At 37.8% G+C, this 23,856-nt stretch carries 30 protein-coding genes; 15 read left to right on the top strand and 15 right to left on the bottom strand.

Translation table 11 applies throughout. The features are described from left to right. The first annotated feature begins 118 nt into the window (after window positions 1-118). The 3 genes from MKX67_RS20860 to MKX67_RS20870 are packed head-to-tail and all read left to right on the top strand — an operon-like array spanning window position 119 to window position 4,147. Complete coding sequence (locus MKX67_RS20860; protein ID WP_341052317.1) at window positions 119-1,516, top strand: hypothetical protein; 1,398 nt, start codon at window positions 119-121, stop codon at window positions 1,514-1,516. Window position 1,517: 1 nt separating this feature from the next. Beyond that, entirely contained in the window at window positions 1,518-2,939 is a 1,422-nt protein-coding gene (locus MKX67_RS20865; RefSeq protein WP_342488714.1) for an aldehyde dehydrogenase family protein, read from the top strand. Between the two features lie 17 nt (window positions 2,940-2,956). Further along, window positions 2,957-4,147, top strand: a complete 1,191-nt coding sequence (locus tag MKX67_RS20870) for an iron-containing alcohol dehydrogenase (RefSeq protein ID WP_251162207.1) — start codon at window positions 2,957-2,959, stop codon at window positions 4,145-4,147. Between the two features lie 205 nt (window positions 4,148-4,352). Here the strand turns inward: MKX67_RS20870 and MKX67_RS20875 are convergent, their stop codons facing one another. Further along, the gene (locus MKX67_RS20875; protein WP_342488715.1) at window positions 4,353-4,913 is read right to left on the bottom strand and encodes a hypothetical protein; all 561 of its coding nucleotides are present in this window, start codon (window positions 4,911-4,913) and stop codon (window positions 4,353-4,355) included. A gap of 693 nt (window positions 4,914-5,606) precedes the next feature. Between MKX67_RS20875 and MKX67_RS20880 the strand changes: the two genes are divergently transcribed. From MKX67_RS20880 to MKX67_RS20915, 8 genes are all read left to right on the top strand, one after another. Then, window positions 5,607-6,671, top strand: coding sequence for an ABC transporter substrate-binding protein (locus MKX67_RS20880; protein WP_342488716.1), 1,065 nt, complete (start codon window positions 5,607-5,609; stop codon window positions 6,669-6,671). Then, the gene (locus tag MKX67_RS20885) at window positions 6,664-7,698 is read left to right on the top strand and encodes an iron ABC transporter permease (protein WP_307316040.1); all 1,035 of its coding nucleotides are present in this window, start codon (window positions 6,664-6,666) and stop codon (window positions 7,696-7,698) included. The genes MKX67_RS20880 and MKX67_RS20885 overlap by 8 nt, the downstream gene beginning before the upstream one ends. Then, entirely contained in the window at window positions 7,695-8,726 is a 1,032-nt protein-coding gene (locus tag MKX67_RS20890; protein ID WP_251162210.1) for an iron chelate uptake ABC transporter family permease subunit, read from the top strand. Before MKX67_RS20885 ends, MKX67_RS20890 begins: the two co-directional genes overlap by 4 nt. After that, window positions 8,726-9,541, top strand: coding sequence for an ABC transporter ATP-binding protein (locus tag MKX67_RS20895; protein WP_095371727.1), 816 nt, complete (start codon window positions 8,726-8,728; stop codon window positions 9,539-9,541). Before MKX67_RS20890 ends, MKX67_RS20895 begins: the two co-directional genes overlap by 1 nt. A 231-nt stretch (window positions 9,542-9,772) precedes the next feature. Continuing rightward, complete coding sequence (locus MKX67_RS20900) at window positions 9,773-9,973, top strand: cold-shock protein (RefSeq protein WP_095371726.1); 201 nt, start codon at window positions 9,773-9,775, stop codon at window positions 9,971-9,973. Window positions 9,974-10,062: 89 nt separating this feature from the next. Then, window positions 10,063-10,239: a hypothetical protein gene (locus tag MKX67_RS20905; RefSeq protein WP_180316921.1), complete on the top strand. Its 177-nt coding sequence runs from the start codon at window positions 10,063-10,065 to the stop codon at window positions 10,237-10,239. A 75-nt stretch (window positions 10,240-10,314) separates the two neighbouring features. Then, complete coding sequence (locus MKX67_RS20910) at window positions 10,315-11,178, top strand: GAF domain-containing protein (RefSeq protein WP_095371725.1); 864 nt, start codon at window positions 10,315-10,317, stop codon at window positions 11,176-11,178. A gap of 259 nt (window positions 11,179-11,437) precedes the next feature. After that, entirely contained in the window at window positions 11,438-12,124 is a 687-nt protein-coding gene (locus MKX67_RS20915) for an N-acetylmuramoyl-L-alanine amidase (RefSeq protein WP_095371724.1), read from the top strand. Window positions 12,125-12,207: 83 nt separating this feature from the next. Here the strand turns inward: MKX67_RS20915 and MKX67_RS20920 are convergent, their stop codons facing one another. The 6 genes from MKX67_RS20920 to MKX67_RS20945 form a co-directional block, all read right to left on the bottom strand. Beyond that, window positions 12,208-13,212 (bottom strand): 2-hydroxyacid dehydrogenase, encoded by a 1,005-nt coding sequence (locus tag MKX67_RS20920; protein WP_307316051.1) that lies wholly within the window; start codon window positions 13,210-13,212, stop codon window positions 12,208-12,210. A 14-nt stretch (window positions 13,213-13,226) separates the two neighbouring features. Then, window positions 13,227-13,988 carry an SDR family oxidoreductase gene (locus tag MKX67_RS20925; protein WP_095371722.1) on the bottom strand — a complete coding sequence of 254 codons (762 nt, stop codon included), beginning with the start codon at window positions 13,986-13,988 and terminating at the stop codon, window positions 13,227-13,229. 2 nt (window positions 13,989-13,990) lie between these two features. Beyond that, window positions 13,991-15,508 (bottom strand): FGGY-family carbohydrate kinase, encoded by a 1,518-nt coding sequence (locus MKX67_RS20930; RefSeq protein WP_342488717.1) that lies wholly within the window; start codon window positions 15,506-15,508, stop codon window positions 13,991-13,993. An 11-nt stretch (window positions 15,509-15,519) separates the two neighbouring features. Further along, window positions 15,520-16,782, bottom strand: coding sequence for a PTS transporter subunit IIC (locus tag MKX67_RS20935; protein WP_342488718.1), 1,263 nt, complete (start codon window positions 16,780-16,782; stop codon window positions 15,520-15,522). A gap of 120 nt (window positions 16,783-16,902) precedes the next feature. Further along, window positions 16,903-17,454 carry a glycerol-3-phosphate responsive antiterminator gene (locus tag MKX67_RS20940; protein WP_095371719.1) on the bottom strand — a complete coding sequence of 184 codons (552 nt, stop codon included), beginning with the start codon at window positions 17,452-17,454 and terminating at the stop codon, window positions 16,903-16,905. 82 nt (window positions 17,455-17,536) lie between these two features. Beyond that, window positions 17,537-18,340 (bottom strand): hypothetical protein, encoded by an 804-nt coding sequence (locus MKX67_RS20945; RefSeq protein WP_340976640.1) that lies wholly within the window; start codon window positions 18,338-18,340, stop codon window positions 17,537-17,539. A 260-nt stretch (window positions 18,341-18,600) separates the two neighbouring features. Here MKX67_RS20945 and MKX67_RS20950 point away from each other — a divergent pair, with 260 nt between their 5' ends. Both MKX67_RS20950 and chrA read left to right on the top strand, forming a co-directional pair. Further along, on the top strand, window positions 18,601-18,912 hold the full coding sequence (locus MKX67_RS20950) for a PadR family transcriptional regulator (RefSeq protein WP_180316920.1): 312 nt from the start codon (window positions 18,601-18,603) through the stop codon (window positions 18,910-18,912). An 11-nt stretch (window positions 18,913-18,923) separates the two neighbouring features. Then, entirely contained in the window at window positions 18,924-20,099 is a 1,176-nt protein-coding gene (gene chrA, locus MKX67_RS20955) for a chromate efflux transporter (protein WP_340976641.1), read from the top strand. Between the two features lie 37 nt (window positions 20,100-20,136). Here the strand turns inward: chrA and MKX67_RS20960 are convergent, their stop codons facing one another. From MKX67_RS20960 to MKX67_RS20995, 8 genes are all read right to left on the bottom strand, one after another. After that, window positions 20,137-20,370 carry a hypothetical protein gene (locus tag MKX67_RS20960; RefSeq protein WP_095371716.1) on the bottom strand — a complete coding sequence of 78 codons (234 nt, stop codon included), beginning with the start codon at window positions 20,368-20,370 and terminating at the stop codon, window positions 20,137-20,139. A 167-nt stretch (window positions 20,371-20,537) separates the two neighbouring features. After that, a complete protein-coding gene (locus MKX67_RS20965; RefSeq protein ID WP_342488719.1) occupies window positions 20,538-20,867 on the bottom strand; it encodes a YxiJ family protein in 330 nt (109 codons plus the stop codon). Between the two features lie 107 nt (window positions 20,868-20,974). Continuing rightward, window positions 20,975-21,151 carry a DUF6366 family protein gene (locus MKX67_RS20970; protein WP_095371714.1) on the bottom strand — a complete coding sequence of 59 codons (177 nt, stop codon included), beginning with the start codon at window positions 21,149-21,151 and terminating at the stop codon, window positions 20,975-20,977. An 80-nt stretch (window positions 21,152-21,231) separates the two neighbouring features. Further along, entirely contained in the window at window positions 21,232-21,702 is a 471-nt protein-coding gene (gene yiaA / locus MKX67_RS20975; protein ID WP_342488720.1) for an inner membrane protein YiaA, read from the bottom strand. Window positions 21,703-21,719: 17 nt separating this feature from the next. Further along, window positions 21,720-22,007, bottom strand: coding sequence for a hypothetical protein (locus MKX67_RS20980; protein ID WP_307316074.1), 288 nt, complete (start codon window positions 22,005-22,007; stop codon window positions 21,720-21,722). Window positions 22,008-22,145: 138 nt separating this feature from the next. Next, window positions 22,146-22,763 carry a VanZ family protein gene (locus tag MKX67_RS20985; RefSeq protein ID WP_342488721.1) on the bottom strand — a complete coding sequence of 206 codons (618 nt, stop codon included), beginning with the start codon at window positions 22,761-22,763 and terminating at the stop codon, window positions 22,146-22,148. Further along, complete coding sequence (locus tag MKX67_RS20990) at window positions 22,754-22,903, bottom strand: hypothetical protein (RefSeq protein ID WP_342488722.1); 150 nt, start codon at window positions 22,901-22,903, stop codon at window positions 22,754-22,756. Before MKX67_RS20990 ends, MKX67_RS20985 begins: the two co-directional genes overlap by 10 nt. Further along, on the bottom strand, window positions 22,864-23,226 hold the full coding sequence (locus MKX67_RS20995) for a PadR family transcriptional regulator (RefSeq protein ID WP_307316080.1): 363 nt from the start codon (window positions 23,224-23,226) through the stop codon (window positions 22,864-22,866). The genes MKX67_RS20990 and MKX67_RS20995 overlap by 40 nt, the downstream gene beginning before the upstream one ends. 221 nt (window positions 23,227-23,447) lie before the next feature. On the opposite strand from MKX67_RS20995, the gene MKX67_RS21000 reads away from it, so the two are divergent. Together MKX67_RS21000 and MKX67_RS21005 are read left to right on the top strand one after the other, a co-directional pair. Further along, window positions 23,448-23,696 (top strand): hypothetical protein, encoded by a 249-nt coding sequence (locus MKX67_RS21000; RefSeq protein WP_289434757.1) that lies wholly within the window; start codon window positions 23,448-23,450, stop codon window positions 23,694-23,696. Then, window positions 23,687-23,842: a hypothetical protein gene (locus MKX67_RS21005; RefSeq protein WP_180316918.1), complete on the top strand. Its 156-nt coding sequence runs from the start codon at window positions 23,687-23,689 to the stop codon at window positions 23,840-23,842. Before MKX67_RS21000 ends, MKX67_RS21005 begins: the two co-directional genes overlap by 10 nt. Window positions 23,843-23,856: the final 14 nt, after the last annotated feature.

Genomic DNA, 23,856 nt, shown 5'->3' on the forward strand with positions numbered 1-23,856 from the left:
CTCTTCCATATGAGCTTGAACGACTCATGTGGAATCGCTTTACAGAAAAATGGTTACGTATTCATAATTTAATATTCTAACTTGTAAGGGTTTACAATTAAGGAGGAGAAAAACCGTCATGAAATGGAAAAACAGAAAATACGGCGAAGAATCACCGTATATCCCAGCAGGACCTTTTAAGGTTCGCTTACCTTTTATCCATTACCGTTTTGAATGGCCCGATTATGTGCAAGGACTATTAATGTGTGCTGTTGATTTATCAGCCATCCCGCTTTTAATGGAATTACTCGGTATGCCTTTTGAAGTAGCACTCGCTATTGTTGTTTTAAATGGACTTTTTTACTTATTACATCATTTACTAGGTGATCCGGCTGTACCTGGTTGGATTACACCAGCCATTCCTTTAATCATGCTGTACTGTCAGCAATTCCCTGAAGGACCTGAACGTGTTCACTCACTGATCGCCTTCCAATTAACACTCGGTATTCTATCATTATTACTCGGGGCTACTGGGTTGGCATCAAAGGTTGTTCGCTTTATTCCGCCCGCATTAAAAGCTGGTGTTATCCTAGGAGCTGGTTTAGCAGCTGTCATCTCTGTTTTCCAAGTTGGTGGCCGTTTTGAATTGTTCCCTTGGACCATCTCGATTGCTATTGGAATTGGGTTTTATCTTTTATTTTCAAAACATTTTATTCAATTCCAAAACCGCAATGCCTTTTGGAAAACCATTGCTAAACTAGGTATTTTCCCTGTGATACTGGTAGCTGTATTTATTGCCCCATTATTTGGGGAAGCAAAGTGGCCAACAATTGAATGGGGATTCTCATCACCAGATTTTATTACATTGTGGAATGAGTACACGGTATTCGGGTTAGGCTTACCCCCATTCATGATGTTTATTACAGCCATCCCTACTGTTCTCGCTGCTTATATTGTTCTTTTCGGTGATGTATTACAAGTAAAAGCATTAGTGGAAGATGGTCAATCTATCCGCCCTGATGAAAAGGTTGATTACAACCCTAACCGATCTCACTGGATTTTCGGTATTCGTAATGGTGCCATGAGTATTATTGGACCTGATGTCACGATGGCAGGACCTGTATGGAGTGCAATGCAGGTGGTAATGGTTGAGCGTTTCAAAAAAGGAAGAAAAGCTATGGACTCGATTTTCGGTGGTATGGGTTCATTCCGCTGGGGAACGAATACCGGCTTATGGTTACTTCCAATCGTAAGTTTCGTTGAGCCTATATTAGGTGTTGCGATGGCATTAACTCTTCTCATTCAAGGATATGTAAGTGTGAAAGTTGGTATTTTAGAAGCACGGAGTCAAAAAGATCTTGGTGTAGCTGGGATTGTCGCAGCTGTTCTATGTATTAAAGGCGCTGCTTGGGCGTTTGCTGTAGGTATTATTCTTTGTCTATTATTATACGGAAAAGATTTCTTTAAAGGAGAAGTAGACAAAACGTTTAATAAAGATAGTGAAGATCTCAAAAAACAAGAAAAGCAGGTGAGTTAATATGAAGAAACAATTATATATCAATGGTAAATGGAGAGACTCAGCAAACTATGCTGAACTCCTCTCCCCCTATACAAATAAAGTGATTGCGCAAATTCCACAAGCTTCAAAGGAGGAAGTGGAAGAAACCATTGAGATTGCGCATCAAAAAAGAACAGCGATGGCTCGTTTGACTGCCTACGAGCGTGCAGAAATATTAGAAGAGCTTGTTCTATTATTTAAGGAAAATCGACAAAAAGCTGCTGAAATCATTTCTTTAGAATCAGCGAAACCATTGAAATTCTCACTAGGTGAAATTGACCGTACGATTGAGACATATAAATTCGCGGCTGAGGAAGCAAAACGCTTAACAGGAGAAATGATCCCGATGGACGCAGCCAAAAACGGGGCTAATCGATTCGGTTATACAATCGAGGAACCGATTGGCGTAATTGGTGCCATTACACCATTTAATTTTCCACAAAATTTGGTAGCACATAAAGTGGGACCAGCGATTGCCTCTGGAAACCCGATTGTATTAAAACCAGCATCGCAAACACCATTATCTGCTCTATTTCTTGCTGAACTCCTTGACCAAACTTCTTTACCTAAGGGTGCATTTAACGTAGTTACTGGCAGTGGTCGTATTGTCGGAGATGCCCTTGTCGAGAATCCGCTTGTGAAAATGATTACTTTCACTGGTAGCCCAGCCGTTGGTATTGGTATTCGCAATAAAGCAGGACTAAAGAAAGTTGCTTTAGAACTCGGCTCTAATGCAGGACTGATTATTGATAGAAACGTAGACTTAGAAGAAATCGTAGCTAAATGTGTAACAGGTGCCTTTTCTAACCAAGGGCAAGTCTGTATTTCTCTGCAACGCACTTACGTACTAGAAGAGATTTTTCCTGCGTTCGTTGAAAAGTTTGCCGAAGCTACTCAGGCGTTAACAATCGGAGATCCAATGCATGCAACAACTGACCTATCAGCGATGATTCATCCAGCTGAACAGGAGCGAGCATTGAGTTGGGTTGATGAAGCAGTCTCCTTAGGAGCAGAGATTATTACAGGCGGAAAAATTGAAAATGGCGTATTTTTACCAACCATCTTAACGAATGTCGATGCGACTGCAAAGGTTTCTTGCCAAGAAGTGTTTGCCCCTATTGTTATTGTTAACCGTATCTCTTCAATTGAAGATGGTATTATTGCAATCAATGATTCTGACTATGGTTTGCAGGCTGGTATTTTCACTAATGATATTCAAACTGCCTTCCATGCTTCTAAAGCACTTGAAGTGGGCGGCGTGATGATTAATGATATTCCGACCTATCGTGTAGACCAAATGCCATACGGCGGAGTGAAAGAAAGCGGTACGGGCAAAGAAGGTTTGAAATACGCGATTCACGAAATGACTGAAACTAAATTAATTGTTTGGAACCAAAATTAATTAGAGGAGTGACCATCATGTCTGAGAAAATCACCTTTACACCTATAAGCTACACAGGCTGGGATGCTCTTTCCCACCTCGTTGAAGAAGTAGAAAAGTTTAACGTCAAAAAAATCCTTGTGATTACTGACCCTTTTTTAAAAGAAATTGGCTTAACGGATAAAGTGACGCATCCACTTAATGAGGCAGGATATATCACTGATGTTTACACTGATGTTGTTCCTGAACCACCACTTGCCGTTGGGGAAAAACTGGTCTCCTATACGCGCGAACACGCTTTTGATATGGTCATCGGCATCGGTGGCGGAAGTGCACTTGACTTAACAAAATTAGCTGGCGTTATCGCTGTTCATGAAGGTGATGTAGCTGATTATTTAAATCTAACCGGCACAAAATCGATTACAAAAAAAGGATTACCGAGTATCTTAATTCCAACTACATCTGGAACAGGATCAGAAGTAACAAATATCTCCGTCCTTTCATTGGAAACAACAAAAGATGTCGTCACGCATGATTATTTACTTGCAGATGTAGCTATTGTTGACCCAGCACTCACAATGTCTCTTCCTGCAAAGGTAACAGCTGCTACTGGGATCGATGCCCTTACACATGCGATTGAAGCATATGTGTCTAAAAATGCTAGCCCAGTCACGGACGCTTTAGCACTACAGGCCATTCGCCTAATCAGTCAATCCATCCGCACAGCTGTTCATCATGGCGACAATAAACAAGCACGCATTGACTTGAGCTATGGTAGTTATTTAGCTGGTATTGCTTTCTTTAACGCAGGTGTAGCTGGGGTTCATGCACTTGCTTATCCATTAGGCGGGCAATTCCATATTGCCCATGGTGATTCAAACGCTGTTCTTCTGCCATATGTGATGGGCTATATTCGTTCTGCATGTGAAAAAAGGATGAAGGATATTCTCGATACAATGGGCTTTAGCTCTACCCATCTTTCACAAGAAGAAGCTTCCCACCGTTGTGTAGAAGAATTAAAACGCTTAGTCGAAGATGTTGGCATCCCGTCTTCTTTAAAAGGCTTTAACATTGGCCATGATGCACTTGATTCGTTAACAGAAGATGCGACAAAACAAACTCGTTTACTCGCGCGAAGTCCAATGGAATTGTGTAAAGAGGATATATATACAATTTATGAAGCCGCCTTTGAGGGTAAAGTAGTTGATCAAACGCTAGTAAAAGCATGATGATAAAAAGGGGTGCAATTCATTACTTGCATCCCTTTTTTATTAGATAAGAAAGTATAAAATTTTTCAATGAGTTTTCATGTCTAGCTCCAGGCGCCATCGGCTCGAGGTCATAAGCCAATCCGTCAAAAAGGTTAAAGAACAACCTTTCCGCCGGCTCGTCTTATGCTTGTCGCCGATAGGCAGGCGCCTTGCGCTTTTCTTATTAATCTGTTTTCAATTCATAATTAGCTACTCGATTCTCTTTAAATGTAATGATTAGCCATTCACTATCAATACTAATGATACTCCTTTCATTACCCAAATAATAAACGATGTTATTGTCACTCTTAAAATACGTGTTTTCTGTTGGTGTTCCTAGTTTTTCAATTACTTCGTTATAATGTCTATTTTTTAAATCATACGTATTTAACAAATCGTCTATCATTCCCACTCGTTTGTGTGGATTATTTCTCCAATCCATTTCATTAAATTTGGCATGAACGCTATTAAAAACTAGTAGGCTAATCAATGCGATTGGCATTACCAATGCTAAAGAAAACAACCAAAGTTGCTTGGGCTTCTCCCTCCTATTTGGACGTAAGCGTTTTATCGCAAACCACACACATAAAAAATACAATACACTTGGTAAAATGGCATATAGCACCGTATGAAGATTCATATTAACATCAGCCAGCGAAAACAAAATGAACAGTAGAAGATTAACCATCAAGTACAATATCGTTACGATAACTAGAAGAGGTAAAACTGCTTGAGTGAACTTCATAAATTAGAATAAGCTCCTTTTATTTATTTGGTATTATTATACATTCATTTAAGTTGATATTGGTAGTTATCTAGAGTGATTGTTTTCACACGGTCAGGGGAGGCGAACATGGCATTCTGGTGGCTATTAAAATTATTCTCCTAGAAGGCAGTGACTGCTCCTTTGCGGCGCTCTTTAATTACATTCAACTGTCAGTGTCAAGCTAGCGATGTACATATTTGATTATTTCAGTAAATACAAAATGAAATATATGATGTGGGGTTTTATGGGGGTTACCAACACATATTGACTGTTTTCTCGTCTCTTGTGTGCTCATTTTCCTTTTTGCCAACACATCTTGGCGGGTTTCATCTTTTGTGCGCATTTTCCTTTTGCCTATACATCTTGGCAGTTATCTCATGAAAGTGTACCATTCCTTGATTATGTCAGGTGATTCTCGTTTCTATGCTCCCCCCCATCCCCCATTCATGGATTTTCCTTTAAACAATGATTTCTTCTTTTGTAAATTTTCCACATGACAGGATCCTTTCAAAAATAGCTTGATTGCCTTAATCATTCACTTATAAAGTTATTATAAATTTCCGAAAATCATTGACTTCTACTCTAGGTAATTATACACTGAATGAGAATGATTATCGTTATTAAATTACTACATACGATTGTCACAGTTTAATAGAAGAGAAGGGGAAAAAAATGAAAGCAAAGAAGTCGTTCTTATTACTACTATTACTTGTATCTACCGCCATGTTTGCCTTAATTGGTTGCTCAAATAATGAATCAACCGCTTCTGAAGATGAAAAAGATAAAGAGGCGGAAACAACTACAGATCAATCATCCGAAACAGAATATCCAATTACGATTGAACATGCTTTTGGTGAAACAGTGATAGAAGAAAAACCTGAAAGAGTAGCAACAATTCAATGGGCGAACCATGATGTTGTACTAGCCCTTGGCGTTGAGCCTGTCGGTTTTTCTGCAGCAAACTATGGTGTAGAAGATGGTAGTGGCTTACTTCCATGGACTACGAAGAAACTTGAAGAACTTGATATTAAAAATCCTAATATTTATCAAGATACAGATGGTCTTGATTTTGAAGCGATTGCAGACTCCAACCCTGATGTTATCCTTGCTGGTTACTCTGGAATTACACAAGAAGATTACGATTTATTAACACAAATTGCACCAGTTGTCGCATATCCAACTACTCCTTGGACAACAACATGGCGTGAACAAGTGCTTCTTAATGCCAAAGGGATGGGTATGGAGAAAGAAGGAGAACAACTCATTAAAGATACAGAGGATTTAGTTGCGGAAAAAGTTGCAGAGTATCCTGAATTAAAGGGGAAAAAAGTAGTTTGGGCTAACTTCTCAGCAAACGATTTGTCTCAGTTCCACCTCTATACACCTGCTGATCCACGTGTGGCATTCCTAAAGGAAATGGGATTAGAAACACCTGAGAGTATTACCAATCTAATCCAAGATGAAAATGCATTCTCTTTATCTTTAAGTGCTGAAAATGCTGATGTACTTAATGATGCTGATATTATCATCGGTTATAATGATGAAAGCACATATGACGCAGTAAAAGCAGACGCTCGTCTTGGCAAAATTAAAGCTATAGAAAGAGGATCGGTTGTCTTTATTGGTAACAACACACCACTTGCAGCTTCCGGGAACCCTAACCCGCTTTCTATCGAATATACAATCGATGAATACTTAGAATTAATCGCAGATGCGGTTGAGAAAGTTGATGAATAATTTAATTGAAAAGCAAGTCCCAAAAAGGCATCTACCAAAGCATTTGATAATTGTGCTCGTCGCATCTATCATTCTACTATGCTTATGTGTTGTTGCCTCTTTGGCATTTGGCGCAAGGTTTGTATCATGGAATGAGTTACTTACCGGTCTATTTCACCCAGAAATAGAATCATTTAGTTCAAGTGTTGTGCAAGAACGCATCCCTCGTACGATTTTTAGTTTATTATGCGGTGCTGCTCTTGGTGTTTCCGGTGCACTCATGCAATCTGTAACAAGAAATCCAATTGCTGACCCTAGTATTCTTGGCGTAAATACAGGGGCAGCGCTTTTTGTCGTCTGTGGGATAGCTTTTTTTCAAATTAGCAGTGCAGCTGAATATATTTGGTTTGCGATTGTTGGAGCTATGCTAACAGCGATTTTTGTATATGGAATTGGTTCAATGGGGAGTTCAGGTGCGACCCCACTTAAGCTCGTCTTAGCTGGGGCAGCAACAAGTGCCGCTCTCTCTTCCCTCGTTAGTGCCATTATGCTATCTCGTACATATGTCATGGATCAATTTAGATTTTGGCAAGTAGGTAGTGTAGGATCTGCTAACTGGAACTTAATCCTCACTTTTTTACCTTTTTTAGTTGCAGGGATTTTGCTTGCGATCATGACTGCTTCTGCTTTGAATGCATTAGCACTCGGTGACGAAGTGGCTACCGGACAAGGTGTCAGAACCGGTATGATTCGTTTAATCGCTGCATTTGCAGGGGTCATTTTATGTGGTGCCGCAACTGCGCTAGCCGGTCCAATTGGCTTTGTCGGTTTATTAGCGATGCATTTGATGCGACTCATTCTAGGTGCTGATCTTAGATTCACCATTCCCATGTCGGCAATATCAGGTGCAGTCATTTTAACAATCGCAGATATCGCTGGTCGTATCATCGGTAGCCCAGGGGAGTTAGAAGCTGGAGTTGTTACAGCCTTTATTGGAGCGCCTTTATTAATATTTTTAGCGATTAGAATGAAGGTGCGTTCACTATGAGACATCCATTATTAACCGTTATTAAACAAGGACGAATAAAAAGAAGACAGCGCTGGTTACTGATTAATAGCATACTCTTTGCTACAGCCTTAGCATTATGCTGTGCCATGCTCATGTTTGGTAACTCCTATTATCCGCCACAAGAGATTTGGAGTGCACTAACAGGGAATGCTGCTGGCGGTGCTTCCTTTGCCGTCAATACAATCCGTTTCCCGAGAATGTTAGCTGGTTTTTTTGCTGGTATTGCTTTCGGCATAGCAGGGAATACATTTCAAACGATGCTAAGGAACCCGCTTGCTAACCCCGATATTCTGGGTATAACTGCTGGTTCAAGTGTGGCTGCTCTAATTTGTATTCTTATTTTCCATACAAGTAACACGGTCGTATCTATTGCATCTGTCATTGCCGGATTATTAACGGTTTTCCTTATTTTTATTTTATCTAAAGGAAAATCTTTTTCCATCGGACGATTAATACTAGTCGGTATTGGTATTCAAGCTATGTTGAGTGCAGCCATTTCTTTTCTATTAATGCGAGGGGCGCAAGAAGATATACCTACTGCCTTACGATGGTTAAACGGCAGCTTGAATGGTGCTCAGCTAGATTCAACGATTCCATTAATGATTACTGTCATCCTATGCGCGCCTATTGTTGCCATTTTGGGTAGACAGCTCGGCATTCTTGAATTAGGTGAAGAATCCGCGACATCGCTCGGACTCAATACGAATCAAACAAGAATACTCCTTGTACTAACTTCGGTTGCCATGCTAGCCATTGCCACCGCAACGACCGGACCAATTGCTTTCGTTGCCTTTTTAGCTGGACCGATTGCCAAAAGACTAGTTGGTGTCGGGTATTCTAATGTCATTCCTGCAGGTCTCGTTGGTGTGAATCTTGTTTTAGCAGCTGACTTGATTGGTCAGTTTGCTTTTACAACTAGATATCCTGTTGGTATTATTACTGGATTACTCGGGGCACCATATCTAATTTACTTACTTATCCGTATGAATCGAAAGGGTAGTTTATAATGAAAACAATACACCAATTTGAAACGAAGGAAGTCGTAGCCGGTTATGATCAGAAAACGATTCTCCATGGGTTGGATGTGGAGATTCCAAGCAATAAAATAAATGTCATTATCGGGGCAAATGCTTGTGGAAAATCGACTTTGTTAAAAACGATGGCGAGGCTAATCAAACCACAGTCCGGTCAGGTTATTCTTGATGGGAAATCAATTGATCAAATTCCACCGAAGCAACTCGCTCGGGTACTCGGTATTTTACCACAGTCCCCTATTGTTCCAGAGGGAATTACAGTAACTGATCTCGTTGGTAGAGGGCGTTATCCTCACCAGAAAATGTTCAGTGGTTGGTCTAAGAAGGATTATGAAGCGGTAGCTGAAGCAATGGAAATTATGAATATCGCAGAACTTGCCGATCGTAATATTGACGAACTATCTGGTGGTCAGAGACAACGAGTATGGATCGCCATGGCACTGACACAACAAACGGATATTTTATTTTTAGACGAGCCGACTACGTTTTTGGACATTGCCTATCAAGTAGAAATTTTAGATTTATTAACCGATCTCAATCGTAAATACGGGACAACTATCGTCATGGTTTTGCATGACATTAACTTATCTGCACGTTACGCAGATTACATTTTCGCATTAGAAAAAGGGCAGCTCATCGCAGAAGGTGAACCTTCTCAAGTCATCACAACTGATCTTGTGAAACAAGTCTTTGGTCTAGATTGCACTGTCATCAATGACCCTGTCTCCCTCTCACCTATGGTTGTACCTAGGGGCAGATACCATGTACAAGTAAATGAATCGTTATAAAAACAAGAAACTCGCTTCTGTAAAATGAGCGAGTTTCTTTTTTTACATTAAATAACACCTTCCTGTATTTGCTAATATCATTGAAAAATGGTATGATGAATATAATTATTTTTGTTCGGTGTAAAATTGAGAGAGAGGAAATCTCTTCTAAGGAATTTTTTGTCTTAAAATCGTATGTTTGAACAAGGGTAGTAATACATTTGTGGTAACCCCACAACAGGAGACGATAACATGGAAACAGGTACAGTAAAATGGTTTAACGCAGAAAAAGGTTTTGGATTTATCGAGCAAGAAGGCGGAGAAGATGTATTCGTACATTTCAGCGCAATTCAAAGCGAAGGCTTCAAATCTTTAGACGAAGGTCAAAAAGTAACATTTGACATCGAACAAGGTCAACGTGGTCTTCAAGCAGCTAACGTTAACAAAGCATAATTACTATAGAAAAAAAGACTCCATCTAGGAGTCTTTTTTTCATTAACGGTAAGGACACATTATCTTCACTAATGAAAGGGATTGAGATTATGAGCGTAGAAATGTTTCGTATCGGGGAAATGGTAAATATAAAAAGGACGAAAGAGCAAGTGATTATATCAAAAAGCCAGTATGTAAAAAATATGAAAAGATACTCTTATGTCGTTAATAAATATCCTGGTACATTTTTCTTTGAAGAAGAATTGATGAAGTGCGAAAAGAATTAAGTTCTTGCATCTGTAATCAGTGATTCTATTTTTATGCTAAAATTATAGTATCAATCAATTTTGGAGAGATGTTCGATGATCAGTAAAGTAAAGGATAAAACAGTTTACCAATCTCTAGTGGATACGTCTACTAAATTATTTGAGTTGTTAACTAAAAACTTAGATGTCAATTCTGCATATATAGCCAAAAAAGTAGGCAATAAAATGACTGTTATTAATTCCTATAATAAAGTGGAATTTATCATACCAGACGATATTGCTGTTGATTATCAAGAATCGAATTGCAAACTTGTATTAGAAAATAATGAACCTGCGAAAACCGTGATGAATTTAATGGCTGATGAAGAAACAAAAAAGCGAAAAATCACCGATGAGCTTGGTGTGAAAGCCTTTATTGGGGTTCCGTTAAATCGCCCAGATGGATCAAACTTCGGCACGCTCTGTTTAATGGATAAAGATGAAAAAACCTTTACCAATGAACAAGTGGAAATGGTCCAATCCATTGCCGATGTCCTCTCCTATATTATTGAACTCGATGACCTTTATGAAGATATTGATTTACTCAGCGTACCCATTATTCCGATATCAAAAGGGATTGCTATCTTGGCACTACAAGGCAACGTCAACGATAAAAGGGAAAGAAAAATTCTTGAAGATACATTAAATTATACATTAAGCCATAAAATTTCTTCTTTTCTCATTGACTTATCTGAAATGCAAATCTCTAATTATGAATTTTCCGATGCTCTTAATCGATTAGTCTCGGCTCTTAAACTTATGGGCGTGAAGGTAATGCTTTCTGGTATTCCAACAGCACTTGCTAGCTCAACAAGAATGAGAGACCAATTCCAAGATTTAGAAGTAACATTTGTCAGAAGTATTGAAGATGGACTAAAAAAATTAGGTTATCAAATTGTGGAACGTGAAGAAGAGCAGTAACTCCTACTGCTCTTCTTCACGTTCCCATGTCTTAACCTTCCTATTAGACGAAAGTCTCCTCTTCTCTCTTTGACAGCATAGTCATTCCCGCTTTTATAAGCTAAATATCTCCATACCTCTTTAATGGCCTTGTTTAGAATCTACCTCTTCCTACCAACCTTCCTTGTGCGAATCAATCAAATGGTTAAAAAGTAGTTTAAGTGTACAAGCACTAAATGCATCCTTTGCATAAAACTATTAGAAAAGGAGGTATTTTCATATGGTAAAAATATATATCGATCCTGGTCATGGTGGTACTGACCCTGGAGCAGTAGGTAATGGTTTACAGGAAAAGAACCTTACACTACAAATAGCTACAAAGGTAAGAGATTTATTATTAGGATATAGTAATGCTGAGGTACGAATGAGTCGAACAGGTGACCAAACCGTTTCTCTTGCCCAAAGAACAAACGATGCCAACGCTTGGGGGGCCAATTACTTCTTATCCATTCATATTAATGCCGGTGGCGGTACTGGCTATGAGGATTATATCTATCCTGGATCCGGCACACCAACAACAACCTATCAAAATATCATCCATGAAGAAATAATGAAAGTCGTTAACTTCGCCGATCGTGGGAGAAAGCAAGCCAATTTTCACGTTTTAAGAGAAAGCAATATGCCTGCTATTTTAACAGAGAACGGTTTTATTGATACAGTTGCTGATGCCAACAAATTAAAACAAGCGTCATTTATTCAAGCCATTGCCCAAGGACATGTAAATGGACTCGTACGTGCCTTCAACCTGGTTCCATCAGGAGGAGCTATCTATCATACAGTTGTCAGCGGAGATACTGTCTACGCCTTATCACAAAGGTATGGAAGCACAATTGCACAAATTCGAAGCTGGAATGGATTAGACGCTAATTATACGATTTATCCTGGGCAAGTTTTGCGGGTGAAATAAAGCAACTATTTTATATTAAAAGTTAAAGTCGGGCTGCCCTTAAACATAACAAGCCCGACTTCCTCTTTCGAATATAAACTTTCTTATGCTTTCTGACTTTCTTTCCATTGTACAATCGATTTAGCTAACTTTTTTGGCGTATTTTTAAAAGCGTCTATTGTGCTCCCAGCTAAATGTGCAGTAATTGTTACATTATCAAGATCTAAAAACGGACTTGCCTCTCCTAAAGGTTCATGGTCAAAAGTATCAATCGCTGCACCAGCAATTTGTTTCTCATTTAATGCTCGAATAAGATCTTCTTCACATACTAGTCCTGATCTAGCTGTATTGATAAGAACAGCAGTACTTTTCATCATCGCTAACTGTTCATACCCGATAAGATGCTTCGTTTCCTCCGTTAATCTCCCATGTAGAGTCACAACATCTGAATCTGACAATATAGTTTCTAAATCTACTTGTTCAAAAGCCGTTTCCCCCTGAAAATAGGGATCATAGAAAATAATTCTAGTATCAAACCCACTTAGAAATTTGCCAACAAGTTGACCAATATGACCATAGCCAATGATTCCTATTGTTCTATCTTCTAATTCTGGTACGAAATCAGCATTACTAAAATCTTTGCGCCAATCTCCTTGTTTTAAGGCAGCATGTGAACGGGCAATATTTCGAATTTCAGATAGAATCATCCCCACCGTAAATTCAGCTACACTTCTTGCATTTCTACCGGGTGTATTAATCACTTCTACCCCTCTTGCTTTAGCCTCATTAATGTGAATATTTTCTACACCTCCACGTAAAACCCCTATCAATTTAAGATTTGTGGCTTTCTCGATCACTTTTTGACCAATTGGTGCAAATTGTGTAATAATCACCTCATACTGATCGATATCGTCATATAAGTTTTCTGGTAAACATACTGCTTCACTACCTTGTTGCTCAATAGCAAGATTATCCTTTTGCAACGCTTCTAAATTCTCATGTCGCCATTCTCGAATCGCCAGCTCGATACCGTTATCTATTAAAGTTTTTAATCCTTGTTCCATCATTTCCTTCGTAATAAATAAATCCGCAATTGCTAAGCATTTCATCTGTGCTTCTCTCCTTATCTCATTAACATTCCACCAGTAGCATCAACTGTCGCCCCGGTCATATACTTAGATTTTTCTGATACTAAAAAAGCTGCAATATCTGCCATTTCTTCTGGTTTTGCTACTCTCCCAACTGGAATTCGATTGACATAATAATCACCTTTTTGCTGCAAAGAATCTTTAATCATATCGGTTTCTACAATACCGAGTGCCAAGTTATTAACTGTAATATCATCCTTTGCATGTTCTCTAGCAAGTGAAATCGCAAACGCAATCATCCCAGACTTACTAGCTGCATAGTGTGAATGACCTGTTGTTGAGCCATAAAACGCTGCCTGTGACGTAATATTGAGGATACGACCACTTTTCTTATGAAATAAACAGTGTTTTATAAACCCTTGTGAAGTTAGAAACACACTATCAAGATTAATTCCGATTGTCTTCTGCCATTCTTGTAAGGACATATCTTTAATATAATTGGTTGGCCATACTGCAGCATTATTCACTAAAATATCAATCGATTCCTCTATCCGTTCACTTGCCTTTTCCATTAACTCTGCTACTGCTTTCTCATTCGAAAGGTCGAGTTGAATGGCCACTGATTTTTGTCCATATCCTTGTATCTCTTTAACTACTGCCTCTGCTTGTTCTCTGTTCCCTTGGTAAGTAAGGACCACATTCGCCCCCTCTTTACCGATGGTTCTAGCAATCTCTTTGCCTACGCCACGAGAGGCGCCGGTCACAACAGCTGTTTTTCCTCTTAAACCTAAATCCATTCTTATATCCCTACCTTCCATACCTCTTCCATTTTCGCTAGTGTCTGTTTATATTGTTGATATTTTTTTTCATAGATTGCCTTGTTCTCAGGGCGAGGTTGAATAATACGATTCACTTTCACCATTGCTTCAGCCGCTTCTTTAATTGATTCGTAGTCCCCATTCATAACGGCTGCACACATCGCAGTTCCCAGCGTTCCATGTTCTTTTACTTCAACAATTTCTAATGGTATTTGCAAGCTATCAGCAAATATCTGTAACCACACATCAGATTTTGTCACACCGCCAGCTATTCTAGAGGCTTCAGGTTTTTCAATATATTTTAATAATCTTTCAATATGATAGATATGTCCAAAAACAATCCCCTCATAAACAGCTTGAATAAAATGTTTCTTTTCATGCCAACTATTCATTCCAATAAAGCATGATGTCGCATGTGGCACTGTATTCGAACCGAATAAAAACGGAAAGAATACAAGCTGACTCTCCTCTGGTGTCGTTTCTTCCACCAACTCATTGCAAATATCATAAATCGATTGTCCTGTCAGTGCACATTGTTGTTTTTCCTCTATCATAAAATGATCAATAAACCACTCCAGGTTACTTGCTGAGGTTGGGCTTGCTTCCGTGGTTAGCCAATAGTCATCCAAGCAGTAAATCGATGTCATAAATAGTTCACGATCAATAACTGGTTTTTTCGTAATATATTCATTTATACTCCATGTACCTGCAACAATCGCTAATCGGTTTTCTTTTACCAAACCAGAGGCAACTGCCGAAGCTGCAATATCAAAAATCCCACCTGCTACAGGCGTCCCTTCCTGTAACCCTGTCATTTCAGCAATCTCTTTAGTAATGGCCCCACAATAATCTGTTGACTGTTTAAGTGGTGGCAATTTATCAATGAGATCGTCGATACCAAAAAAGGATAATAATTGTTGATCATAACAGCGGTCACGGACATTTAACAAATTTGTTCCTGAGACATCTGTTAGTTCTAAGAAAGCTTCGCCCGTTAATTTAAAACGTACATAATCTTTCACTGTAAATATATAATCTGCTTCTTCTATAACAGATGGTTGGTAATCCTTTAACCATCGCAGTAATGCTACAGGCTGACCCGCCCAAACAGATTGCATTGTCTTTGGTAGCACCTTTTCTTCAAAATTACTATCGCCGTACCATTCTTCTATATATTTCTTGGCACGATTATCTGTTGAGATAATCCCGTTATATACTGGCTCTCCTTTTTTATCTGAAAGATATAAACCATTCCCATGTCCAGTAATCGCAAGACCAACAATTTTACTTGTATCAATTGAACAATGATTAATTAACTCTCGAATGACTGCTAGATTCGCTTCCCATAACTCATACATATCACGCTCTGTATGATAGGGTTTTGGCATAATCATTTTTGTCTTCTTAGATGCTATGCCAACTTCTTTGCCACCCAAAGTATATAATGCTGCTTTTGTGATCGTACCTCCATTATCGATTCCCATAATATACTTCTCCATTGTTCTACCCCCTAAGATAATAATCCAGCAATCTTAATAATTATCCACCCTAACGGTGTGGTCGCTCCCCCAACAAGATTAGCAAGCTCGGTCTCTTTATGAAAACTACTAGGTAAAGCGACATTAGATAGGTTAGCAGCTTCTGTAAATCCAGCAGCTATATCGGTCCCTATATAGAGCACTAATGTCATAATCGCTATTCCGGTTATATATAATCTCACCATATTTTGTTTAAGGTAGGGCGCACACATGGCAAACAGAAATGAAAGCGATGCCAAATCAGTGAATGGCAATAAACGATTACCTGGTAAAATAACAGCAAGTAATAATGTCGTTGGTATCATTAGTAAACCCGTAGCTAACACCGACGGTCTTGCAATCAATAATGCCGTGTCCATCGCAATATAAAACTCTCGATCTGGGAACCTTCTTTTTAAAAACGTCTCGGCAGCTTCTCTAATAATATTTAATCCTTCCACAAGCACATCGACCATTTTAGGTAGTAGAACCATTACTGCCGCAACCGTTATACCAAGAGTCAGGACAGCAGCTACATCGAAACCAGCTAAAATCCCCAATAATGTTCCAATTAATGCGCCCAATGTCATGGGCTCTCCAAATATCCCAAACTTCTTTGTAACCGTTTCAGGATCTGCCTTTACATCCCTTAAACCTGGAATTCTTTCTATGATCCAATTAATCGCTATACCTACAGGAACAAAAATGGCTGTGGTCCCATGCGGAAATGAAATCCCTTTTAATTGATAATCTTCTTGTATACGTGAAGCCGTCTTATCAGCGATATAGAGTGTTACCAGAAAATGGACAATCGATGCTATAACTCCTAACCAAATATTCCCTGATAGCGTGTAAACAATTGCACCAACAATCATAAAAATCCAAAAATTAAAGATATCAATATTCACTGTTTTTGTTGCCTTCAAGAAAAGCAAAATTATATTTACTAGTATAAGCCCAAAAACAGCGAATGGCACTATTGGTGACCCCCAACCAATTGCTGCAGCTACTGGCCAGCCTGGGTCTATAATCGTTAAGTTCAAATTAAAACGCTCAACCATAGATTCTGCTGCTGGTCCAATGCTTTCAAGCAATAAGGTAATAATGAGATTAATACCCACAAAACCAATCCCAACTAGCATGGCTGCTTTAAACGCTTTACCAATAGGTACCCTAAAGCATAATGCCAATAGAAAGAAAATAATCGGCATCATGACAGATGGACCTAAATCAATAATCCAATTTATAAGCTCCATAACGCTCCCCCTAAACTTTTTTTAAATAAAAAATCCCCCACAAAGAAACGGTACTAGACATACCAATTCCTTATGGGGGTTATTTCTCATGGACACTGAACCCTCAAATCTATTTTGTTGTCAAAATAACCATAAAGAAGATTGACTAGTTGTTACAGCCAAAAAGCCAGCTTTAAAAACAGAATCAAGTTGTTCTTTTTGATCAATAAATCCACCTGCCAACAAAGGTGTATGTGGTAAAACCTCTCTAATACGTTTAATATACTGTGTTGCAAATGGACCTGGTAAGACTTCTACTGCATCGAATTGCGATCCATTTAAAGCACTGAGAGATTGTTCAAAAGAACGTGAATCCAATAGAAAAATTCGATAGATTGCTATTAATCCTATCTTCCTCGCTTGTTGAAGTACACGCTGATTAGGTGAAATGACCCCATCCACTTTAAATAAATCCTTCAACCACTTTACTCCTTTTGCATCCTTTGTTAACCCTTCGACTAAATCAATATGAACAAGTACCTTTTTATTATGTTCATGGCATCTTTTTGTTAATTGACCTAAGTTCCCAATATGAACATCAGATAACAATATAAATGGTGACTGACTCTTTAAAGCATCATCTAAATATTTTAACTGTCGAATGGATGGGATAACTGTTTTTTCATTAAACATATGACACCTTCTATTTTTTGATAATTTTATCGTAAAACGCTTACATAATAGTGTCAATCTGTTTTACTTCAAGTCTATGATCCTATCTTTGGCTTAATGCCTTATAATCCTGATAGGCATCGGCAACAGTGCCACCTTTATGAATAATCGTATGGAGTGCCGCTATAGCAGCAACAGGATGATCATTTTGCGTTACGTTTCTCCCTACCGCAACTCCTTTCGCTCCCACACTCATACAATGATGAACAAATTCAAGATATTCTTGAAAATCATTTGTTTTAGGCCCGCCTAATGCTAATACAGGCCGTTTAGCAGCTTGAATAATTAACTGATCATCTTTTGTACCAGTAAATCTAGTTTTTATAATATCTGCACCTAGTTCCGTTCCTAGTCTAGCAGCAGTAGCAATAACGTCAGGACTTTTGGAAGCCTCATTTGTTACAGCATAACCATAAGGTAATGTTTCACACATATAAGGCATCTGCCAGTGATCTGCTTCTTTCGCTAATTTCAAAGCAATATCATGAGCTACTTCCTCATTTTCAGCACCAGGGAAAGTCATAGAAATGACCCCATCTGCTCCTAAGCGCACTGCATCTTCAACTGAAAAAGCAGCTTGTGTATACGGTACACTTGGATCATAAATTTTACTCGACATATCCACTCGCAAAAGCATCCCTACATCTGGAAACTCTTCCTCATAGATATTGGCCATTCCGTAAGTAACTAATATGGCATCTAAACCTTGGTTTACCATTTGAGGTAACACATGAATGGCCCTATCAATCCCCTCTGTTTTGTTAGAAAAGTAATAGCCATCTAGGGCAAGCACTAATGCTTTACCGTCTTCAGCAAATATTCGACGCATTCTTCTCTTCTTAGACATCCAATCTCTCCTTTTCAAATAAAAAAGACCTCATAAATACCCATTAACTAAACATTAGCTAATGTATTTATGAGGTCTCACGTCAACACATGACCGTAATTTTTTATATATTTTGTTTTAACATATTTATATTATCAGAAAAAACAATAAGTAGTCAAAGTTAATTTTCATTTATTAATTATTTACATCTAAAGTCTTTTATATTAATATTGTTATCGAAAACCGATATCGTTATTAGAAAACAAAGGGAGTCCTTATGGTTGGAAAACAATAAGATATTAAGAAAGTTATTTTTAGGCTTTATCCATATTCATATTTTACATCATGCCAAAGAGCATCCCATATATGGAAGCTGGATGTTAGACGAATTAAGAGAACATGGTTATACCATTAGTGCAGGTACACTATACCCTATATTCCACGGAATGGAAGCTGATGGTTTGTTGCTAAAAGAAGACCAATTGGTAGATGGGAAAATAAGAAAATATTATCGCATTACTGAAAAAGGTGAAGCTATTTTAATTGAAGCAAGAGCAAAGGCCTATGAATTATTCAAAGAAATTAAAGAGTAAAGGAGTCCTGCATGCAATACTTTAAAAAACTACTTGAGATTTTCATTGTATCAACAAGACTTGGTTTCACTTCTTTTGGAGGACCAGTCGCACATTTAGGTTATTTTCATCAGGAATATGTTCGAAAAAGAAAATGGATGGACGAAAAAAGTTATGCTGATCTCGTAGCATTAAGTCAATTTCTACCTGGCCCTGCAAGCAGTCAAGTCGGAATTGGCATTGGTGTCATGAGAGGTGGCGTTTTAGGTGGGATTGTATCTTTTATTGGCTTTACAATGCCCTCAGTCATTGCTCTTATTTTATTCGCTTACTTTGCTCAACAGCTTGGTCTAGTGGAATTTGGCATCATCCAAGGGTTGAAAATAGTTGCTGTAGTCATTGTTGCTCATGCCATTTTAGGGATGGCTAAGAGTTTAACCCCTGACTTGACTAGAAAATCAATCGCTTTATTCGCGCTTTTAATCACCTTACTTATTCCCCATAACCTATCGCAGATTGGGGTCATTCTGGTAGCTGGATTGCTTGGTTATTTTATGTTTAGTAAAAAAGAGGAGCATGACGGTTTATCATTACAAGTACCATTATCAAAGAAAGTAGGATTGGTTTGTTTAAGTTTATTTTTCGGGCTTTTAACCATCCTTCCGATTTTAAACAGTATAATTTCAAGTACTTGGCTAAGTATGGTTGACAGTTTCTACCGGGCTGGGGCATTGGTATTTGGAGGAGGACATGTAGTTCTTCCCTTATTAGAAAGAGAATTTGTTCCTACTGGATTCATTAGTGAGGAAGCCTTTTTATCTGGTTATGCCGCTGCGCAGGCTGTGCCTGGTCCACTATTTACCTTCGCAGCATTTATTGGCGCTGATATGAATGGTTGGTTAGGAGGCATGATTGCAACATTTTCTATCTTTTTACCTGCCATACTACTTATCTTTGGTGTCTTACCTTTTTGGCATGCATTAAGGAAGAATCATCACATAAGAGGAGCATTTATTGCCATTAACGCTGCTGTTGTTGGAATACTAATATCAGCCTTTTATATGCCCATATGGACGAGTGCTATTATTACGCCATTAGATTTTTCCTTAGCAGCTATATTATTCTTTATGTTGGTTTATTGGAAACTCCCCCCGTGGCTCATTGTTTTAGCTGGCGCAATAGGGGGAGTATTGATAGAAATGACTTGAACACCTTTAAGCCGTTATTATAAAATAACGGTTTACTTTATTTTTGCTTCATCTTCAATTGATTTTCTAGCTCCGTTACACGATGCTCTAGTTTCTGCCTTTCATCAAGCTCCATTCTTAATTTCTCCTCCATCAATTCTCCGTTTTTTAAATACCTTTTTATGACCTTACTCGCTGCTACAAATACAATGATCAGTAAGGTAGGAATGATAAGAACAAATGTCAATATTATGATTCCATTCACCAATGAAAACATATCCCCAAACCCCATGGCTTCTACTCCCAACTAAATGAAAATCTTATTGCTTAATTAGTATATAGGACACATTTTCCTATAGCCACTCTTTATGTACCTAAATATATAAGAAACAACTAATAGCATAAACTGAAACTTCAGCTAATAAAAATTTGTTTCCATATTCATTAACTTCTACTCCACTAAATATACGTTAACAGTAACACACGTACCTCATCGTACATCCTATATTCATCTAAAAAATGAGGATAATTTCTTATTATCCATTTTAAAAATTCATATGTAGGGAAATGCTCAAAAAAGTTGGATGTCAATAATGATACTTGCCTTTGTGAAAGCTGATCTATGCGGTTATTGGCAATGTAACTTAGACTACCTGCTGCTATATTCATCCAGTATGTATTTAAATCTGCAGATAAATCTTCTAATGGATACGAATCACCAAAATCATGATAGATCTTTGTTAAGTCTTCAAAAGGCATGGGATGATATAGATTTTCCCTTTTTTCCATTAACTGTTCGAATATTGTTTGTTTATTGATATACCCACCACCGATTAGACGCTATTTGTTAACACAGGGATAATAAAGGTTTCTATCGAGAGCTACTTTTCCCAGTATCAAAAGAACCACTGATAAAAGAAAAAACCCCCAATAACAATGATTACGAGTAAGAGTAAATCCTTCCAGCCCATCCCACTTACATCAGGTGACGGACTCTGACTTTTATTGATGCTATCATTTAGCGTAACTGTGGGTTGGTTCTCTTCCTTTTTCTTTCTATCTTCTGATGGCATTCATACACCCCTTTTTGTTTCGGACTGTAGGGAAAAGCAATAGATAGCTATATTTACTGCATTTTCCCTTTTTTCCTCTATTATTCTCGATCCCTTGCAGCTTGCGTATCACGAATATTCTTTTGCACTGCGACACTTGCAAATAAGCTAAGGACAAAAGCCATCGCATAAAATCCCTTTTCACTTAGAATAATACTACCAGCGTTATATAACCCAATGGCCATTAATGAAACGGCGACAATTAAAGCGAACCAACTGATCCCGTAATAAATACCCGTCACAGAAATACCATCTTCCTTGTCTCTTACCGCCTTTTGTAAAGAAACAGCGGCATACAATCCAAATATTAGAACAGCAAAATAATAGCCCTTCTCATTGAGTTCCATTGCAGCATTAAATAGACCAATTATATAAGCAGTCACACCTACGAATAGGGCTGCCCATGAAGCACCTTTAAAAGCTGCTGATGGTTCCCCTTCTTTTCTTTCTTCTTTCACTTTATTACTAGTCTTTTTCGCCTTTTCTACCATCAACTCTTCATCACTCGACAATATAACCTCCACCTTTCTTAACTCCACCACATGGCTAACACAAAAGTTGACCAGCTTGACATGATGAAGCTTATAATAACTACCACTCCAAGAATCTCCAAGTATTTTACCTTCATTTTATGTTTAATTACTCTGTAAAATGTTATCGCAATCGCTAGCATATAAAATAAATAACTGCTTATCGTTACGATTGCTAAAAAAGTGAGTGGATAAACATTAGGCAAAATGGCATGAAGGGAATAAGCAAAATCTTGACCAAAAATGGCCAATACCGAGCCAAGAAGTAAACAAATGATCACAATCATCTTATACCTCATTTTGTTTAATTTAGTGTAATTATACACTTTTCAAGCTCGTTTAGAAACGTTTATTTATGAAAAATCTAATTTTTGAGAATAAATACCTAAAAAGAGTTGGTTCGTAAACTCGAACCAACTCTTCTTTTATCCTTTATTCAGTTTTAAATTAGCTTCCTTTATGAACAAATTCACCTTAAAGATCGTTTTAAACATCAAGTAACCTACCATTGCACCCATCGTATTGAGGATAATATCATCAATATCAAACTGGCCGACCTGCAAGAAAAACTGTAGAAGCTCAATAGAAAAACTCGCAGTAATGGCCGTGATGGTTACGATTGAAAAAAGACGACAATGTTTAAAAAGCACCGGGAGCAATAATCCTAATGGCAGAAAAATAAGGATATTTCCAATTGTGTTAGTGATAATAATATCCAAATTAAAGCGATCAGCACCTAAAAGATAGGTGATTGTCGTTTTAAAAGGAATAATATTTACATTCATGCCCCATTCAGATAAATTAAAGTTAAAAAAGCTCATTTGTGCTTCTCTTGAGAAAAAATAAAAATTATCTACATAACCATTAGCGTAATTCATTACTCTCTCCAAGAGCCGACCGATAATTAACTGCCATAAGACGACTAGCGTAAACAATGAAAACAGCAACCAGCTACTCACTTTATAGAGCCAATAGAATGGGAAGATAGATTGATTATAACCATGTGCAATACTTTTCTGATTGCCAAAATCAGCTAGAGCCAACTGTACGGCCTCTTTTTCACTCTTGCCATCAGTAAAAAAATATGGTCTTTCATTTCATCAATGATCTCTTGTTTTTCAACATGATCACAATCAATTGTATTTACAATTTGGTTGATATAGGATTCAATCTCTTTGTCCACTTGAGCCCCTCCGTTGTTACGTTAATCAAATCATTTACTTTTTGCCACTCGCCTAGTTTCCTACTTAATTCTGTTTTTCCCCCGTTTGTTAATTGATAATACTTCCTTCGACCACCAAGCTGTGAATCTTCCCAATACGCTTCAATCCAGCCATTCTTCTCCAGCCTCTTTAAAGCCGGATACAATGTCCCTTCACTCATGTTATACAACTCATGACTGTTTTCCTTTAAGCTCTTCACCATCTCATATCCGTACATATTTTTTTTAGATAATAATGAAAGCAATAAAATATCAATACTACCCTTCATGATTTCTTTGTCCATTCTGTTTCTCCTTTATTTGGAAAGTCGCTAAATATATTGTAATACGATGTACATCGTATTACAAGGTAATTTGTACAATTATTGACTTTATGGACTGAACATACACATTTTTTCAAACTTTAAAAACATTATCATGTAAAACAAGGAAATATTTGTTATTATTTTTGTAGTAGAAGAATCTTTTTTCTGCCTTAATAAGAATTTAAGAATGGAGAGAAAGTATGCTTAAAATTCTACAAATGATCTTATCTATTCTCGCTTTAATTACCATTACATATATTTTCATAACGGAAGATTTCACATTGCAGCCATTGTCGTTACTGCTATTAGGGTTGATGTTACTTATTATGACTATTACTCTATTTCAACAAGGTCATAAAGGGATCGCTTTATTTTGCGCCATTGTGATGTTCATATATATGATTGTTTTCATACAAAATATCGTTTATAGGGGTATACTATGGAATTAATATACGTTTTTATTATTTTTCTTATTCTATTTCTCATTAGTGCTGTGCTTAATATTCTGTTGAAAATGACAAGAAAAAGAGACTGGCTGATTACTTTATTTATTAGTGTTTTTTTAAGCATTATTATTTACGGGGTGCAACAATAGATTTGAAAATGGAG

It is taken from the genome of Cytobacillus sp. FSL W7-1323, from assembly GCF_038595015.1.
In the GTDB taxonomy this organism is placed as follows: domain Bacteria; phylum Bacillota; class Bacilli; order Bacillales; family Cytobacillaceae; genus Cytobacillus; species Cytobacillus kochii.